The organism is Geobacillus sp. WSUCF1 (genome assembly GCF_000422025.1).
GTDB lineage: Bacteria > Bacillota > Bacilli > Bacillales > Anoxybacillaceae > Geobacillus > Geobacillus zalihae.
Genome location: NZ_ATCO01000133.1, coordinates 1 through 16759 on the forward strand (window position 1 = coordinate 1; position 16759 = coordinate 16759).

General features: G+C 55.5%; 9 protein-coding genes and 3 pseudogenes. 8 read left to right on the forward strand and 4 right to left on the reverse strand.

Features of this window, described 5'->3' with window-relative positions; translation table 11 throughout:
• Positions 1-27: 27 nt before the first annotated feature.
• Positions 28-555 carry a hemerythrin domain-containing protein gene (locus tag I656_RS03615; RefSeq protein ID WP_033006314.1) on the forward strand — a complete coding sequence of 176 codons (528 nt, stop codon included), beginning with the start codon at positions 28-30 and terminating at the stop codon, positions 553-555.
• Positions 556-774: 219 nt separating this feature from the next.
• On the opposite strand, the pseudogene narI reads toward I656_RS03615, so the two are convergent.
• The 4 genes and pseudogenes from narI to I656_RS0116310 all read right to left on the reverse strand — a co-directional run bounded on the left by narI (position 775) and on the right by I656_RS0116310 (position 7228).
• A pseudogene (gene narI, locus I656_RS03610) lies at positions 775-1478 on the reverse strand (respiratory nitrate reductase subunit gamma).
• On the reverse strand, positions 1454-2029 hold the full coding sequence (gene narJ / locus I656_RS03605; protein ID WP_014195921.1) for a nitrate reductase molybdenum cofactor assembly chaperone: 576 nt from the start codon (positions 2027-2029) through the stop codon (positions 1454-1456). Before narJ ends, narI begins: the two are co-directional and overlap by 25 nt.
• Before the next feature lie 54 nt (positions 2030-2083).
• On the reverse strand, positions 2084-3553 hold the full coding sequence (narH, locus tag I656_RS03600; RefSeq protein ID WP_033006307.1) for a nitrate reductase subunit beta: 1470 nt from the start codon (positions 3551-3553) through the stop codon (positions 2084-2086).
• Positions 3543-7228: pseudogene (locus tag I656_RS0116310) on the reverse strand (nitrate reductase subunit alpha). Before I656_RS0116310 ends, narH begins: the two are co-directional and overlap by 11 nt.
• A 171-nt stretch (positions 7229-7399) precedes the next feature.
• On the opposite strand from I656_RS0116310, the gene I656_RS03595 reads away from it, so the two are divergent.
• The 7 genes and pseudogenes from I656_RS03595 (at position 7400) to I656_RS03570 (ending at position 16530) form a co-directional block, all read left to right on the forward strand.
• Complete coding sequence (locus I656_RS03595; RefSeq protein WP_020756115.1) at positions 7400-7903, forward strand: metal-dependent hydrolase; 504 nt, start codon at positions 7400-7402, stop codon at positions 7901-7903.
• Positions 7904-7990: 87 nt separating this feature from the next.
• Complete coding sequence (locus tag I656_RS03590; RefSeq protein WP_020756116.1) at positions 7991-8743, forward strand: carboxylesterase; 753 nt, start codon at positions 7991-7993, stop codon at positions 8741-8743.
• Positions 8744-8959: 216 nt separating this feature from the next.
• A pseudogene (locus tag I656_RS0116315) lies at positions 8960-13115 on the forward strand (tetratricopeptide repeat protein).
• A gap of 85 nt (positions 13116-13200) precedes the next feature.
• Positions 13201-13467, forward strand: coding sequence for a hypothetical protein (locus I656_RS03585; protein ID WP_033006310.1), 267 nt, complete (start codon positions 13201-13203; stop codon positions 13465-13467).
• Between the two features lie 45 nt (positions 13468-13512).
• A complete protein-coding gene (yidC, locus tag I656_RS03580; protein ID WP_033006318.1) occupies positions 13513-14262 on the forward strand; it encodes a membrane protein insertase YidC in 750 nt (249 codons plus the stop codon).
• A gap of 166 nt (positions 14263-14428) precedes the next feature.
• Complete coding sequence (locus tag I656_RS03575; protein WP_015374912.1) at positions 14429-14980, forward strand: cysteine hydrolase family protein; 552 nt, start codon at positions 14429-14431, stop codon at positions 14978-14980.
• A gap of 80 nt (positions 14981-15060) precedes the next feature.
• Complete coding sequence (locus I656_RS03570; protein WP_015374911.1) at positions 15061-16530, forward strand: nicotinate phosphoribosyltransferase; 1470 nt, start codon at positions 15061-15063, stop codon at positions 16528-16530.
• Positions 16531-16759 lie beyond the last annotated feature (229 nt).

Consider the following 16759-nt stretch of genomic DNA (forward strand, 5'->3'; position numbering starts at 1 on the left):
CAACATTTCTAGAGGGAGGAATTGATGATGCATTCATTTTGCCATATGGGCGGCCCTGAAGGGGTGAAATTATGCGCCGGTCTGGCGCAATTAAAACAAGAACACGGCCCGCTGCGCGCCCAAATGGAGCAGCTGCTTGCCGCAGCGGAGGCGATCGGCCGCGGGGAAAATGACCGCAACTGGCGTGAGCCGCTCGCTGATTTGAGAGAAAAAGTTGAATCGTTCGGCGCCGCCTTAGATCCGCATTCGGAGCGGGAAGAAGGCGTATTGTTCCCAATGATGGCTCGGTACATCGGGCGGACGACCGGCCCTATCGCCGTTATGGAATACGAACACGAACAGGCGAAAACGCGCCTTTCCATGTTTTTAGAAAAGACCGCCCAGCTGCCGGAGAACATCGACAGCAGACAGGCGTTGACGCTTGCCGGCGCGGTGATTGAGGCGTATCATATTTTGGATGAGCACTTCATGAAAGAGGAGAACGTGCTCTTCCCGATGGCCGAGCGGTTGTTGTCCGATGCGGAGAAAGAGGAGCTGTTTGCGCGCATTAACTAAGTAACAAATGGAAAACAGGATGCCCCAAACGACGGGCATCCTGTTTTTTATTATTGGTTCATTTGTTGGCCGGTTGTTATGCATGATCGTTAGGGTATGCGGAAGCGCACGTTGTTTCGTTCCCGCCGCCGTTAAAGTTGACAGGCCGGCTGTTAGGCAATCGGTTTGCCCCCTCCGCCTGTTCAGTTTAGGGTTCCTGATGTGACGCCCGCCGCTCGCTTACTTGGCGCGGTTGACCGGCTCTGCTTGTTTTGGCATTCGCTTTCGATAGACGACGTAGCTGCGCTGCAAGTAGCGGAGCGGGAAGCTGAATACGTGAACGAGACGGGTGAACGGCCAGACGGCGAACAAACCGAATGCAGCGAGAATATGAATCTGAAACCAAAGCGGCACCGCTTCCATATAAGCTGGGTTCGGACGGAACGTAAGAAGGCCGCGAAACCACGGGCTGATTGTCGTCCGGTAATCAAACCCGTGCGAATCGATGTTCAGAAACGTCGACGACAACCCGCTGGCGATCACGACAAGCAAAAATCCGAGCGCGACCCAGTCGCCGGTGCTGCTTGTCGTCCGTACGCGCTTGACCGTCAAGCGGCGGCGAAAAAGGATCACGAAACCAACGAAGGCCGCCAAGCCGGCCGGAATGCCGCCTGCCAAGGCGAGGGCGTGTACATCTCTTCTGTCACGCCAAGCGCCTCGTAAAACGGCTCGGGAATGAGAATGCCCATCACGTGGCCGACAAACACGAACAAAATGCCCCAGTGAAAGAGAAGGCTTCCAAGGCGCAACTGCCGTTTTTCGAGCAGTTCGCTTGATTTGGATGTCCAGCCAAACTGGTCGCGCTGGTAGCGCCAAATATGGCCGGCGACAAATAGGACAAGCGCCAAATACGGAACAATCACCCAGAGAAATTGGCTGGCCATGCCGTTGCACCTCCTTTCGGGAGCGGCGTCACGCCGAGTTGAGTGAATGTGTGATTGAGCGCGTCAAACAGCTGTGCATACGGGCTGCCTGCCGCTGCCAGCCGGTCGCCGATTTCGCGGATATGGCCGGCATAATCGGCGAGCAAGGCGGTCGTATGCTCTTGATCTGCATAGGCCATCCATTCAAGCATGAGCGGCAAGTAGTCGGGCAGCTCGTGATCGGAGACGGCGAATCCGGCCGCCTCGTAGCGCGCTTTTAAGGCGACGAGTTCGATTCCGCGCTCCCGCTGCTCGCCGTTTGTCATATACGTCAAGTACAAATTCGTTTTTTTGCCGAAATCGAATGTTTCGACATATTGCTCCATCCGCTCTCGAGCCGGGGTGACCGCGAGCTGTTCGGCCACTGCCAAAAGCGGCGCGCGGACGGTTTCATCGTCAAGCGAGCGGATGGCGTCTAGGCAGTCAGGAAGCGATTCGGCCCACTGTTCGTCCGGGTAAGACAACAAATACGATACACATAGAAAGACCGTTTGTTGTTGTTCGCTGTTCATCGTAAATCCTCCATTTCATTGTTGAAGGGGGCGGGGCTCGCCTTCTTTCTCCTTTTACAGCGTGCCGCAAGCGCCCGGGCCGCCGGCAAATGCAAGCCCGCAGCTGCCTTGTTCGGCGTAGAGGTCAGCGACTTCTTCGCGGTGCGATGCTGGAATGACGAAGCGGTCTTCGTATTTGGCAATCGCGAGCAAACGGTACATCTCTTCAATGTCTTCACGGCTTAAGCCGAGCGATTCAATGAGGCGGATGTCCGGCTGTTTGTTCGTTTGTTTCGCCCGCATGTATGAGCGCATGGCCGCCATTTTTTTCAATGTCGTGCGGATGTGCGCCGTATCGCCCGCCGTCAGCAAATTCGCCAAATATTCGATCGGAATGCGCATTTCATCAATGGCCGGGAAGATGTCATCGGCGCTCGCTTGGCTTCCTTTTCCTTCGATCGTATTCATGATCGGGCTCAGCGGCGGAATGTACCATACCATTGGCAGCGTCCGGTATTCCGGATGCAGCGGCAAAGCGATTTTCCAGTCGACGATCATTTTGTAAATCGGCGAGCGCTGTGCGGCGGCGATCCATTCGTCTGGGATGCCCGCTTCTTTCGCGGCGGCGGCGACGGCTGGATTGTTTGGATCAAGGAAAATATCAAGCTGGGCGTGGTACAGCTGTTTCTCATCTGTGACGCTCGCCGCTTCTTTCACTTTGTCAGCGTCATACAGAATCACACCGATGTAACGGATGCGGCCGACGCACGTTTCCGAACAAATCGTCGGCATGCCGGCTTCGATGCGCGGGAAGCAGAGCGTGCATTTTTCCGCTTTGTTCGTTTGCCAGTTGAAATACACTTTTTTGTACGGGCAGCTTGTGACGCAATACCGCCAAGCGCGGCAGGCGTTTTGGTCGACGAGGACGATGCCGTCCTCGTCGCGTTTGTACATGGCGCCTGACGGGCAGCTCGATACGCATGACGGATTGAGGCAATGCTCGCAAATGCGCGGCAAGTACATCATAAAGACATTCTCAAATTCCGCTTGGATCGCCTGCTCCATTTTGACAACGTTCGGATCACGCAAACCGGTGATATGGACGCCGGCCAGATCGTCTTCCCAGTTCGGCCCCCATGACAGCTCCATCCATTCGCCGGTGATGCTTGATTTCGGCCGCGCCACTGGCTGGTATTGTTTTAGCGGGCTGTTCGTCAACGTTTCATAGTCGTAATTCCACGGTTCGTAGTAATCGTCGATCGTAGGCTGGTACGGATTGTAGAACAAGTTGACGAGCCGCATCGCTTTCGAGCCGGATTTGAGCCGCAGTTCGCCGTTTTTCAACTCCCAGCCGCCTCTATACTTCTCTTGGTTTTCCCATTGTTTCGGATAGCCGATTCCGGGTTTCGTTTCAACGTTGTTAAAGTACATGTATTCAGCGCCGGGGCGGTTCGTCCATGTGTTTTTGCACGTGACGCTGCACGTATGGCAGCCGATGCATTTGTCCAAATTCATCACCATGCCGACTTGCGCTTTAATCTTCAAGCCAATCAACCTCCTCGAGTTTGCGGATGACGACGTACAGGTCGCGTTGGTTGCCCGTCGGTCCGTAATAGTTGAATCCGTAGCTTAACTGTGCATATCCGCCGATCATATGCGTCGGCTTTACGTGGATGCGCGTCGGGCTGTTGTGCGTGCCGCCGCGGTTGTTTGTCAGCTTCGTGCCCGGCACGTTAATATGGCGGTCTTGCGCGTGGTGCATAAACGCCATGCCGCGCGGCAGCCGGTGGGAGACGACGGCGCGGGCGACGACGACGCCGTTTTCGTTGAAACATTCGATCCAGTCGTTGTCGTTGATGCCGGCTTCGGCCGCATCATCTTTGTTCATCCACACGGTCGGCCCGCCGCGGAAAAGCGTCAACATCGGCAAGGAGTCGAAATACATGCTGTGGATCGACCATTTGTTATGCGGCGTCAAATAGTTCAAGATGACTTCCTTTCCGTTTTCTTTCGGGCGTTTGTTTGAAAACGGACGGTGCGGCAACACCGGCTTGAACGTCGCCATCGTTTCGCCAAACTCGTGCATCAGTTCATGATCGATGTAAAACGACTGCCGGCCGGTCAACGTCCGCCACGGGATGAGCCGTTCGACGTTCGTCGTAAACGGCGAGTAGCGCCGCCCGCCTTTTTCCGAGCCGCTGAACGCCGGCGAGGTGATGACCGTTTTCGGCTGGGCGGTGATTTGTTCAAACGTAAAGCATTCTTCCTCGCGTTCTTTCGCTAAATCGGCCAATTTCAAATCCGTCTTTTTCTCAAGCGCCTCCCACGCTTTCACCGCCATTTTGCCGTTTGTAGTTGATGACAGCGTCAAAATCGCTTCAGCCGCTTTTTTCGCTTCGCTGATATCCGGGCAGCCGTCGGCGATGGAAGCGCGCCGGACAGTGCCGAGCCGGCGTTTCAACTGTTCATACTCGTCTTTCGCTGACCAGGCAATCCCTTTTGTGCCGATCGGCTGGCGGGCGACATTTGGACCTAAGGCGGTCATTTGGTCGTAAAGAAGGGTATAGTCGCGTTCAATGACGTGAATGTTCGGCATCGTTTTGCCCGGAATCGGTTCAGTTTCGCCTTTGCTCCAGTCTTTCACTTCACCGAACGGCTGCGCCAGCTCTTGCGCCGTATCGTGCAACAGCGGAGTGGCGACGACTTCTTTCATCGGCTTTAAGCCGGCTTGTTTGGCGACATCAGATACGGCTTTCGCGAGTGATTTGAAAATATCCCAGTCCGAGCGCGCTTCCCAGAGCGGAGGCACGGCTGGATTGAACGGATGGACGAACGGGTGCATATCGGTGCTGCTTAAGTCATGTTTTTCATACCAGGTCGCCGCCGGCAGGACGACATCGGAGTAAAGAGCCGTTCCCGCCATGCGGAAGTCTAGGTTGACGAGCAAGTCGAGCTTGCCTTCCGGCGCTTCGTCGCGCCAGCGGATTTCTTCCGGGCGCAGGCTGTCTCGGTCATCGTTTAACAAGCCGTTCGTCGTGCCAAGCAAATGTTTTAAGAAATATTCGTGCCCTTTGCCGGAGCTTGAAATTAAGTTGGCGCGCCAGACGATCAAGTTGCGCGGGAAGTTGGCCTCATCGTCCGGGTCTTCAATGGCAAACTGCAGCTTTTTCTCTTTCAGCTGTTTCGCGACATAGGCGCCGATTTCTTCCGGTGTGCGGGCGCCGGCGTGAACGGCTTCGTTGTACAGCTCGATGCCGTTTTTGTTAAATGTCGGGTACGACGGCAGCCAGCCGAGCCGCGTGGCCAAGACGTTGTAATCGCCAGGATGCAAGTAGCGCGCTTTTTTGGCCAGCGGCGAGACGAGTTCGTCGACCGGCCGCTCTTCATAGCGCCATTGGTCGGTCGCAAAGTAAAAGAATGACGTGCCGTTTTGCAATTTCGCTGGTCCGACCCAGTCGCGAGCGGTGGCGATTGTCTGCCATCCTTCCACCGGCCGCAGCTTTTCCTGCCCGACGTAATGGGCCCAACCGCCGCCATTCACCCCTTGGGCGCCGACGAACAAGACAAGGTTCAAGACGGCGCGGTAAATCGTATCGGAGTTGAACCAATGGTTGATCCCGGCGCGACGATGATCATCGACCGGCCGTTTGTGTCGATCGCGTTGTCGGCAAACTCACGGGCGATTTTCACGACGAGTTCGCGGTCGACGCCGGTGATCGCTTCTTGCCATGCTGGCGTGAATGGCACCTCGTCATCGTACGAGCGGGCGACTGTGCCGCCGATGCCGCGGTCAATGCCGTAGTTGGCCAAAATCAAATCATAGACGGTCGTGACGTAAACGTCTCCTGTTACGGTTTGCACTTTTTTCACTGGAACCGCGCGTTCGATCGTTTTTCCGCCCTCAGCGGTGAAATATGGAAGCTGGATCGAGATGACTTCATCTTCGCTCCCTAAAAACGACAGGCGTGGCTCAAGCGGCTGTTCTGTTTCCTCATCAACAAGACGCAAGTTCCATTTTCCTTTGTCTTCCCAGCGAGCGCCGATCGTTCCATTCGGCACGACAAACGAGTCGGTGTTTTCATCATAGATGACCGGCTTCCATTCGGCATTGTTCGTTTGTTTGCCAAGGTCTTTCGCCAACAAGAAGCGGCCGGCCGTCCATGTGCCGCCGTTTTGTTTTAAGGTGACGACAAACGGAAAATCGGTGTACGTTTTGGCATGTCGTTCAAAATATGGAACGGTCCGTTTGACGTAATATTCGTTTAAAATAACATGTCCCATCGCCATCGCCAAGGCGCCGTCCGTCCCTTGCTTCACCGACAGCCAGTCGTCGGCGAATTTTGTCGACTCGGCGTAATCTGGGCTGACGGAGACGACTTTCGTGCCGCGGTAGCGCACTTCGGCTAAAAAGTGAGCGTCCGGAGTCCGGGTGAGCGGGACGTTCGAGCCCCAGGTGATGATGTAGCCGGCGTTGTACCAGTCGCTTGACTCCGGCACGTCCGTTTGGTCGCCCCAAATTTGCGGCGACGCCGGCGGCAAGTCGGCGTACCAATCATAGAAGCTTAACATCGGCCCGCCCATCAGCTGCATGAAGCGCGATCCGGCGGCATGGCTGACCATCGACATCGCCGGAATCGGCGAGAAGCCGATGTTGCGGTCCGGTCCGTATTTCACAACCGTATACAATAAAGAAGCGGCGACAAGCGTCAACGCTTCGTCCCAGCTGACGCGGACAAACCCGCCTTTTCCGCGCGCCTGTTTGTAGCGTTTTGCTTTTTCGCGGTCTTCGACGATGCTTTTCCACGCTTCAAGCGGATTGTTCGGATGAGCCGCGAGCGCCTCGCGCCACATGTCAAGCAAGATGCCGCGGACATACGGGTATTTGACGCGCAGCGGGCTGTACATATACCATGAGAAGCTCGCGCCGCGCGGGCAGCCGCGCGGTTCAAAGTCCGGCATATCCGGCCCGGTCGACGGATAGTTGAGCTGCTGTCCTTCCCAGGTGACGATGCCGTTTTTGACGTAAATGTTCCAGCTGCACGACCCCGTGCAGTTGACGCCGTGAGTCGAGCGGACGACTTTGTCGTGCTGCCAGCGGCGACGGTACGCATCTTCCCAGGCGCGGTCGCCGTAGGTTGTTTCGCTATGGCCGTCGGCTTGGCGCTCGATCGGCCGAATATATTTGAAACGGTTGGTGAGCGGAGATCGTTTTCGTTTCATTTGCTTCACTCCTTATTAGCGTTGTGTACTTTTAACTATAGCCATGATGTCAATAACGCGATGTTAACTTTGTCACACTTGGCATCATTGTCACAAATCCGTCAAAGAAACGAACAAATATTCTTTTCTGTGGTATAATGGGGAAAACGATAAAAGTTTGAGGGGATTTCGTTGCGATACTCCAGCCATGTCATTGCCACATTATGCCTCGGCGCGGCGGCGGCCGCGCATACAACGCTGCCGTTTACCGCCGCCTATACGGCGGGGCTTGTCATCGGCAGCCTTCTTCCTGACATTGACGAGCCGTCGTCATACGTCGGCCGCCGTTCGTTCGGCGTCGCGGGGAAAGTAAAAGAAGCGTTCGGCCATCGCGGCATGACGCATTCGCTCATCGTCTGGGGGGTGCTTGCCGCCCTCGTCTGGCGCGACTCGGCGTCGCCGTTTACCGCTGGGCTCGTGCTCGGCTACTTGTTTCATATTGTGGAAGACTTTTTTTCTGTTCAAGGGGTGCCGCTGTTTTGGCCGTTTTCGTCCAAGCGGTGGAAAGTGCCGCTCTATCGGACGGGAAAAGGGATGGAGAAAGCATTGGTTGGCATCGCTTGGATCGCATTCGTCTATTTTGGCGTCAACGGCTTGTTTCACGAATGGTGGCGGTCATGGTTGTCGATGTGGTAACGGCGTCCGATCAAAAAAAGGAAAAAAGAGGTGCGGCGGCGAATATAGTGAGAGGAACGGATTTGACTAGATAAGGGGGAGAGGAAGATGAGCGAACAATATCCGGTGCTCTCGGGCGCCGAGCCGTTTTACGCCGAAAACGGGTCGGTCGGGGTGTTGCTCGTGCACGGATTCACCGGCACGCCCCACAGCATGCGCCCGCTCGCTGAAGCGTATGCGAAAGCCGGCTATACCGTTTGCCTGCCGCGCTTAAAAGGGCACGGAACGCATTACGAAGACATGGAACGGACGACGTTCCACGATTGGGTCGCCTCGGTCGAAGAAGGATATGGATGGCTGAAACAACGATGCCAAACCATTTTTGTCACCGGGCTGTCGATGGGCGGGACGCTCACGCTTTATTTGGCGGAACATCACCCAGACATCTGCGGCATCGTGCCGATTAACGCCGCTGTCGACATCCCGGCCATCGCCGCCGGGATGACGGGCGGGGGCGAGCTGCCGAGGTATCTGGATTCGATCGGTTCGGACTTGAAAAATCCGGATGTGAAAGAGCTGGCATACGAGAAAACGCCGACCGCTTCGCTTCTTCAGCTGGCTAGGCTGATGGCACAGACAAAAGCGAAACTCGATCGCATCGTCTGTCCGGCGTTGATTTTTGTCTCCGACGAAGATCACGTCGTGCCGCCGGGAAACGCCGACATCATCTTTCAAGGCATTTCATCGACGGAGAAAGAGATCGTCCGCCTCCGAAACAGCTACCATGTGGCGACGCTTGACTATGATCAACCGGTCATTATCGAACGATCGCTCGAATTTTTCGCTAAGCATGCGGATTGAACATCTCTGTTTCCGGCCTTGTCCTGCCAAATTAGGGCAGGGCATTTTTTTGTAACATAACGGGCGTTCCGAGCGGCTATTTTCATAGTGCAGGCGGCGAACAAAACGGGTTCATCGATTTTTGCTGTCGTTATTTTTCTAAAAAAATAGGTGGCTGTTTTCGACGGCTTGTTCTAAACTAATGATAGTGAAAATGATAAAGGAGCTTTCAGTTGCATGATGATGGAACAAATTTCGTTGCTTATTCAAGAAAAGAGAATAATAGAGGCTCTAAACAAAGTAAAACCGTATTTGGAAAACGTAGGATTATTCGAGTGGCGGCCGCTCATGGCTTCGTGGGACGAGATCGAACCGTTTCGGACGCTCATCCGCCTGTTCGATTACGCGCTCATGTACCGGCATAGCGGGCTTGTCGCTCGGTACGCCCATCGGAAGTTCAACACGCTGCAGACGCTCGCTTGGGTGTGCGATGAGTGGCTCGAGAACCGCCGGCCGCTCGATGTGGAAGAGGCGCTCACCCCGCGTCTTACAGAAGCGCTCGAAGGCCGGGTGGAGGAGCCGAGGGAAGCGATCGCCCGGGCGGCGTTTGCGTTGGTGCGCGCTTTATTGGATATGCAGCGGATCGATGAGGCGCGGGAATGGATGGATGTGGTTGCCCGCTATGAGACGGTGCCGATGCATGACAAGTGGGGCTATTTTTATATCGAAACCGGCGACCGGAAGCGAGCGGAACAAGCGATCCGGGCTGGGTTGGACGACCCGGAGCGCGGCGACATGTGCTATTTGCTGCTTTCGGATTTGTACGCTCTTGACGGCCGCCACCACGAGGCGCTTGCCGTTTTGGAGGAAGGAGGGCGGCGCTTTCCGCAAGTGCTGGCGTTTTACGCTGAGCGCGTGCGCCGCTTGCGCGATGTGCGCGCCTACCGTGAGGCGCTCGCGGCGATGGATGAACTTGACCGCCTGAATCCGCTTCATATGCATCGCCGTTATTTCGCCCATTTGCGCGCCGAACTGTATTACCAGCTTGACGAATGGGAGAAGCTTGAATCGCTTGTGAAAGCGGAGCCGCAGCTTGAAAAAACGCCGTACGCCGCGCGCTTGGGCGGCAAGGGGAGCGGGCGGTTGCGCTGCCGCTTGTGCCGGTCGTGCAAAAGCATAACTATTGCGTGCCGGCGAGCCTGGAAATGATGCTTCGTTTGCTTGGCGCTCCGCGGACGCAAGATGAGGTGGCTCGGCATATTTTTGATGTGCGCGGCTCAAAGTTGTCGACGACGGTTCATTATTTGGAAGAGCTTGGCTTTGTTTGCCGCTTTTTCGTCGGCTCGCCGCTTCGTTGGAAGCGGCTGATTGATGAGGGCGTTCCGGTGCTGTTAAGCGTCGATTATGAACAGTCATCGCACGTGCAGGTGTTGTTTGGCTATGACGAGCGGCTTGGGGCGTTGTACGTGCAAGACCCGAATCTATTTGATCCGTTTGTCGTTTCCGAGGACGAGCTTGCCAAATGGTATGCAGGGACGCATTATTTGTCGATTGTGGCGCTTCCCCGGGAAAAAGCGGCGCTCGCCGCCGAGCTCCCCGAAGAGGAAGACCGCTATTTCCGCGAATTGCATGCGTTGGCCGAAAAGATGGATGAGGACGAGCAGGCGCATTTCGCCGTGTTTGTCGCCTTTTTGCGCAAGCATGAGCACATCCCGTACACATGGCTGTATGTCATGAAGCATTTCGGCAGCGACGAGGCGAAGCCGCTTGTATTGGAGTATACGGAACGAGTCTTGAACGAGTATCCGGAACATAACGACTTGCTGCTGATGGTGGCAAAAGCGTACGTCTACACGCAAGAAATGGAGAAGGCCGAAGACGTTCTCAAACGGGTGAAAGGAAAGGCGCAAAGCCCGCTCTACCATTATTTGCGCGGCCGCATTGCCTTTTTTGCCAGCCGTTACGAAGAGGCGGCACGCTATTTTCGCACCTCGCTCCAGTTGGACCCAGATCAGCCGGAAGTGTGGAGCTATTTCGGGCTCGCCTCGGCGTACGCCGGTCATATCGAAAAAGGGCTCATCTCTTCGCGCGTGGCGGTCAGCCTGTATCCGGGCGATTTGTTTATCGAAACGAACACGGTGTGCTGTTGTTCCACGCGAAGCGGTTCGCCGAAGCGCGCGAATGGTTTGACCGTCTTGTGCGCCGCGAGCGGCGGGATGCCCAGCTTTGGTATGAGCGGGCCCGCTGCGACATGGAGCTTGGCCGCCGGCGCAAGGCGGAACGCGGCTTTTGCGTCGCGAAAGCGCTCGACCCGCAGGAACCGCACCCGTATTTGATGTTGGCTGACTTGTATGATGACGACGGCGATCGGGAAAAAGCGAAAGCGGTGCTGGAAGAGGGGCTGGCTGTTGCTTGGCGTTTGGCGCCGCTTTACGTCCGCCTTGGCGATCTCTATATGGAGGAAGGAGAGGCGGAACAAGCGGTTTCGTGCTACGAAGAGGCGATCCGTCATGACCGCGATGACGTGTTCGCCCATCTTGGCTTGGCGGCCGCCCTTGCGGAGCGCGGGGATATGGATGAGGCGCGTCGATATGTGATCGAGCAGCGCGCCCGTTTTGCCGCCAACAGCGAATATTGGCTCAATGCAGGCAAATGGCTCATCGCCCACGGTTTCGCTGATGAGGGGGAAGGACGCGAGACGGCGCTGTCGTGGTTGGAGGAAGGGCTGCGCCTTGCTGAGTTTGATGCCGAAGAAGCGTATGAGTTTTATCTTGAGCTGTTGACAACGCCGACTCTTTTCGAACGCGGCCGGGCGTTTTTAGAGCAGCTTGTCTCGGCTCGCCCGACACTCGCTTCGGCCCATTCCGCTCTCGGCGTCCTTTATGAGCGGCGAGGCCGGCTGTCGAAGGCCATGGCGTTTTACCGAGAAGCTGCCGCCATGGGCCATGCGCTTTCCCTCTTCCGGCTCGCAGAGCTGTGCGCCTCGCTTGGACGCCACGAAGAGGCGAAACAACAGTATGAGGCTTGTCTCAAAGCCGATCCATCGTTTGTCCTTTGCCATTTTCGCTTAGCTTCACTCTATGAGGCGGAAGAAAACGAAGAGCGGCAGCACGCGCATTTGCTTCAGGCGGTGCGCTTGGCCCCGAAGCGCATCGATATGGAGCAGCTTGCCGCGATCGCGGAGCCTTCCGCGCTTCTCCGCGCGCTGGCTGATGCCCGTCCGCATGCAGGGGAGGCGTGGTATTACGACAGCCTTGGATATGTTTATGGAGCGCTCGGACGGCGCGATCAAGAAAAGGCGGCCGTCGAGAAGGCGCTTGCTCTTGACCCGGACCATCCTGAAGTGCTCCGCCATTGGGCGATGGTGCTGATCGCGGAAGGAAGCCAAAAAGAGGCGGCGAAACTGCTCGAACAGTTGATGGTGCGCCATCCGGACGATGAATCGTTGTACCCGTTGTATGTGGCTCTCTTTCCGAAAACGATGCGCGGCTTAGGGAAGCTGCGCCATCGACTCGAGCGGCTGAAGGCAAGCCGCAAGGCGAAAAGCGTCATGTATCGGAACACCGCCTCGGCTCTTCTCCCGTATTTTGGCGAGGAGCAGGGGGAGCATGACGCACCGGTGCGATGGTGGACAAAAGCGAAAGAATGGGTCGGCACCGTTGTCTTGTTTTCGATTGTGACCGATTTATACGACGAAGCGATTCGCCTCAACCGCAGCGATGCGGAAGCCTATGGGCGGCTTGCCCGCTTATATGCCGCGCTCGAATTGGACAGCGACGCCGTGAAAACGTGGCGCAAAGCGCTCGCCCGCGTTTGGGATCCGTCTTTGGCGCAGGAATTTGTGGAATATTTATTGGCCGCCGATGAGGAAAGAAAACGCGAGGAAGCGAAGCGCTGGCTGGAGCGGCTGCTGGCTGATGACCCGGATGATGTCGACCTGCGCGTGCTGCAGGCGGTCGTTTGGCTTCAAGAAGGACAGCGCGAGAAAGCCAAGCGGCAGCTCGAGGAGATTGTGGCGGAAGAACCACTCGCCCGTGAGGCGCTCATGTTGCTTGGCGAGCATTATATGGAAACGGGCCGCTATCAAGAAGCGGCGGCGCTTTGGGAGCGCTATGCCGATTGGTATCCTGAGGATGAAGAGTTCCATATGCAGCTTGCGGCTGTTTATGAAGAAGCGGGGCGCATCGATCAAGCGCTCGCGGCCATCGAGCGGTGCGTCCATATGGCCAACGATGCCCGGCTTCGCTACGAACGAGCCCGCTATCTCGCGTTGCTTGGACGCTTCGATGAGGCGAAAGAAGAGCTTCGGGCGGCGCTGGCGGCCGATGAAAGCGGGGAGCTCGCCCTGTTGGCAGCTGACGAGCCGGCATTTCACCGCTTGGAGCAGATGTGATCAATTGTTGCTTTTCTTTTGATGGAAAGTTTGCTATTGTATGAGAAGAGAAGATGGACGGGGCAAAAGGGGGTGGACGGGACGCATGGAAGCGCCTATTGATTTGCTTGTGTATATGTCGCTTGTTGGCGCGTTATGGATCATCATGAAAGGACATACGAGCGCGCGCCGGATGGCAGGTTCGCTGTTTTATGAACCGGCGTTGGCCTCGGTTCGCGAGCGGGAGGCGGGAGGAGGCGCCGAACGGGCGGCGCTTCCATGGCGCCCGCTGTTTTTGCCGCAGCGGCGGAAAATTCCCGTTCGGGAACGGACAAGCCGAACGGATGAGGATGGAAGGCCCTTTCCTTTATGATGAAACGGCATGATTTTGCAACATGATATTGAAGGAGGGCTTTTCATGAAAAAATGGGTATTGGTGCTGCTTGGCGCCGTTTTGCTTCTTTCCGGCTGCAACCGCAACGAACCGATCAATGAACATAGCCAAGGCATTTGGAACCATTATTTTGTCTACCCGATGTCGAAGCTCCTTTTGACGCTTGGGCACTGGTTTGGCGACAACTACGGCATCGCCATTATCGTGCTGACGCTCATCGTCCGCTTTTGCTTGCTGCCGCTCATTTTGAAGCAGTTCCGCGCATCGATCGCCATGCAAAAACTGCGCCCGGAGCTTATGAAGCTGCAAGAAAAATATAAAAGCAAAGACCCGGAAACGCAGCGCAAGCTCCAGCAAGAAATGATGCAGCTGTATCAAAAGCACGGCGTCAACCCGGCGAGCGGCTGCCTGCCGGTGCTCATTCAAATGCCGATTTTTATGGCGCTGTATTACGCGATTTCGCGGACGCAAGAAATTAAAACGCATTCGTTCTTATGGGTCGAGCTCGGCCATCGCGATCCGTATTTCATTTTGCCCGTTTTAGCGGCGTTGACGACGTTCATCTCGCTCCGCCTGTCGCCGTCGATGGCTGAAGAACAAATGCCGCAAATGGCGATGATGTCGTACATCATGACGGTCATGATTTTTATCGGCGCCAGCTCCGTTCCATCGGCGCTGTCGCTCTATTGGGTCGTCGGCGGCTGCTTCTCGATCATCCAGTCGCTCATTTTGCGTGCTCAAATGAAAGCGGCCAAAGCGGCGGAAAACAGCTAAAACGACTTCGACAATCCCCTGTCTGCTTCAAAGCAGGCAGGGGATTTGTTGTCTTGTCTGCTGTCCATATTGCTATGGTATAATGGTAGAAAAGCCCAACAAGATGTAGGCGGGATGAAAAAACAGCAACCCGACCATGCAGGAAGAGGAAAAGGAGTGAACGGGAATGAACAAAGCGCTTATTAACATCGACTACACCGTCGATTTCATCGCCGATCATGGCGCGCTTACATGCGGGAAACCGGGGCAGGCGATTGAAAAAGAGCTCGTGCGGGTGACGAAACAGTTTATTGACAACGGTGATTTTGTCGTCTTTGCCATTGACAAGCATGTGGCGGGAGACGACTATCATCCGGAAACGAAGTTGTTTCCGCCGCATAACATTGAAGGGACGGAGGGGCGAAAGCTGTACGGGGAGCTCGAGGCGGTGTATCAGGGGAACAAGCATAAAAACAATGTGTATTGGATGGACAAAACGCGCTACAGCGCGTTCGCCGGGACCGATTTGGAGCTGAAATTGCGCGAAAGAGGCATCACGGAAGTGCATTTGGTCGGCTGCTGCACCGATATTTGCGTTCTTCATACGGCGGTCGATGCGTACAACAAAGGATTTCGCATCGTCGTCCACCGGCGGGCGGTCGCGAGCTTCGACGCGGCGGGACACGAATGGGCGCTCCGCCATTTTCGCCATACGCTAGGCGCGGAAATAGTGGAATAATGGAGAAAACGTGATAGAATAGACGATGAACATTGTTTTATTCGGCGGCGCCGTCATTCGTGTGTTGGAGGTAGCAATTCATGAAGACATATGCTGATGACAGTTTGATGCTTCATACGGACTTATATCAAATCAATATGGTCGAGACGTATTGGGAAGATCGTATGCATGAGCGCCGCGCTGTGTTTGAAGTGTTTTTCCGCAAGCTGCCGTTTGGCAACGGCTATGCGGTGTTCGCTGGGTTGGAGCGCGTCATTCAGTTTTTGCAGCAGTTCCGATTTTCTGACAGCGACATCGACTATTTGCGCCAAGAGCTTGGCTACCGTGATGACTTTTTAGACTATTTGCGGACGCTTCGCTTCACCGGCACGGTCCGTTCGATGCGCGAAGGGGAAGTGGTGTTTGCCAACGAGCCGATTATGCGCATTGAGGCGCCGCTTGCGGAGGCGCAGCTCATCGAAACGGCTATTTTAAACATCATCAATTTCCAGACGCTCATCGCCACGAAAGCGTCGCGCATTAAGCATATTCTCGGGGACGAACCGGCTTTGGAGTTCGGCAGCCGGCGGGCGCAGGAGATGGATGCGGCGCTTTGGGGGGCGCGCGCAGCGTATATCGGCGGGATTGAGGCGACATCGAACGTGCGCGCCGGGAAGCTGTTTGGCATTCCGGTCGCCGGAACGCACGCCCATTCGATGATTCAAGCGTATCAGGATGAATACACGGCCTTTTTGAAGTATGCACGCCGCCATAAAGACTGTGTCTTTCTTGTCGATACGTACGATACGTTAAAGTCCGGGGTGCCAAACGCCATTCGCGTCGCGAAGGAGCTGGGCGACCAAATCAACTTTATCGGCATCCGCATCGACAGCGGCGATCTCGCCTATTTGTCGAAGGAAGCGCGGAAAATGCTCGATGAAGCCGGATTTCCGAACGCGAAAATTTTCGCCTCGAACGATTTGGATGAAGATACGATTTTAAACTTGAAGTCGCAAGGGGCGAAAATCGATGTGTGGGGGATCGGCACAAAGCTCATTACGGCGTACGATCAGCCGGCGCTCGGCGCCGTGTACAAAATGGTGGCGATCGAAAACGAACGCGGTGAGATGGTCGATACAATCAAAATCAGCGGCAATCCAGAGAAAGTGACGACGCCGGGGCTGAAGCGGGTGTACCGCATCGTCAACAAAATCAACCATAAAGCGGAAGGCGACTACATCGCCTTAGAGAGCGAAAACCCGCAGCAAGAAGAGCGGCTGAAAATGTTCCATCCAGTGTACACGTTCATCAGCAAATTCGTCACCAATTTCGAAGCGCGTGATTTGCATGTGACGATCTTCGACAACGGCCGGCTGGTGTATACGTCGCCCCCGCTTCCGGACATTCAAGCGTATGCGAAAGAAAGCTTGCGCTTGTTTTGGGAGGAGTACAAACGGACGCTCAATCCCGAGCAATATCCCGTCGATTTGAGCCAAGCGTGTTGGGACAATAAGATGGAAAACATCCGCAAGGTGAAAGAAAAAATTGCAGGCGCATCTTTAAGTGAATAACCGTCTTGGCTGCGGGGCAAGCGCATGGTGTCGCTTTGTGCGCGATCGACCGCCTTAACCGGTCCCGCGCGTTGCAACGCAAAGCGATATTCTTTTTTCCGCCGCAACAACAAAGGTGTCCCGAACGGCGCGGGACACCTCTTTCATGTATATAGATGCAACAAAGAAGTTTAACATATCCTTGACAGAAAAGTGGTTTGCCCATTTTTGACTGTCGAAGGCAAGCGTG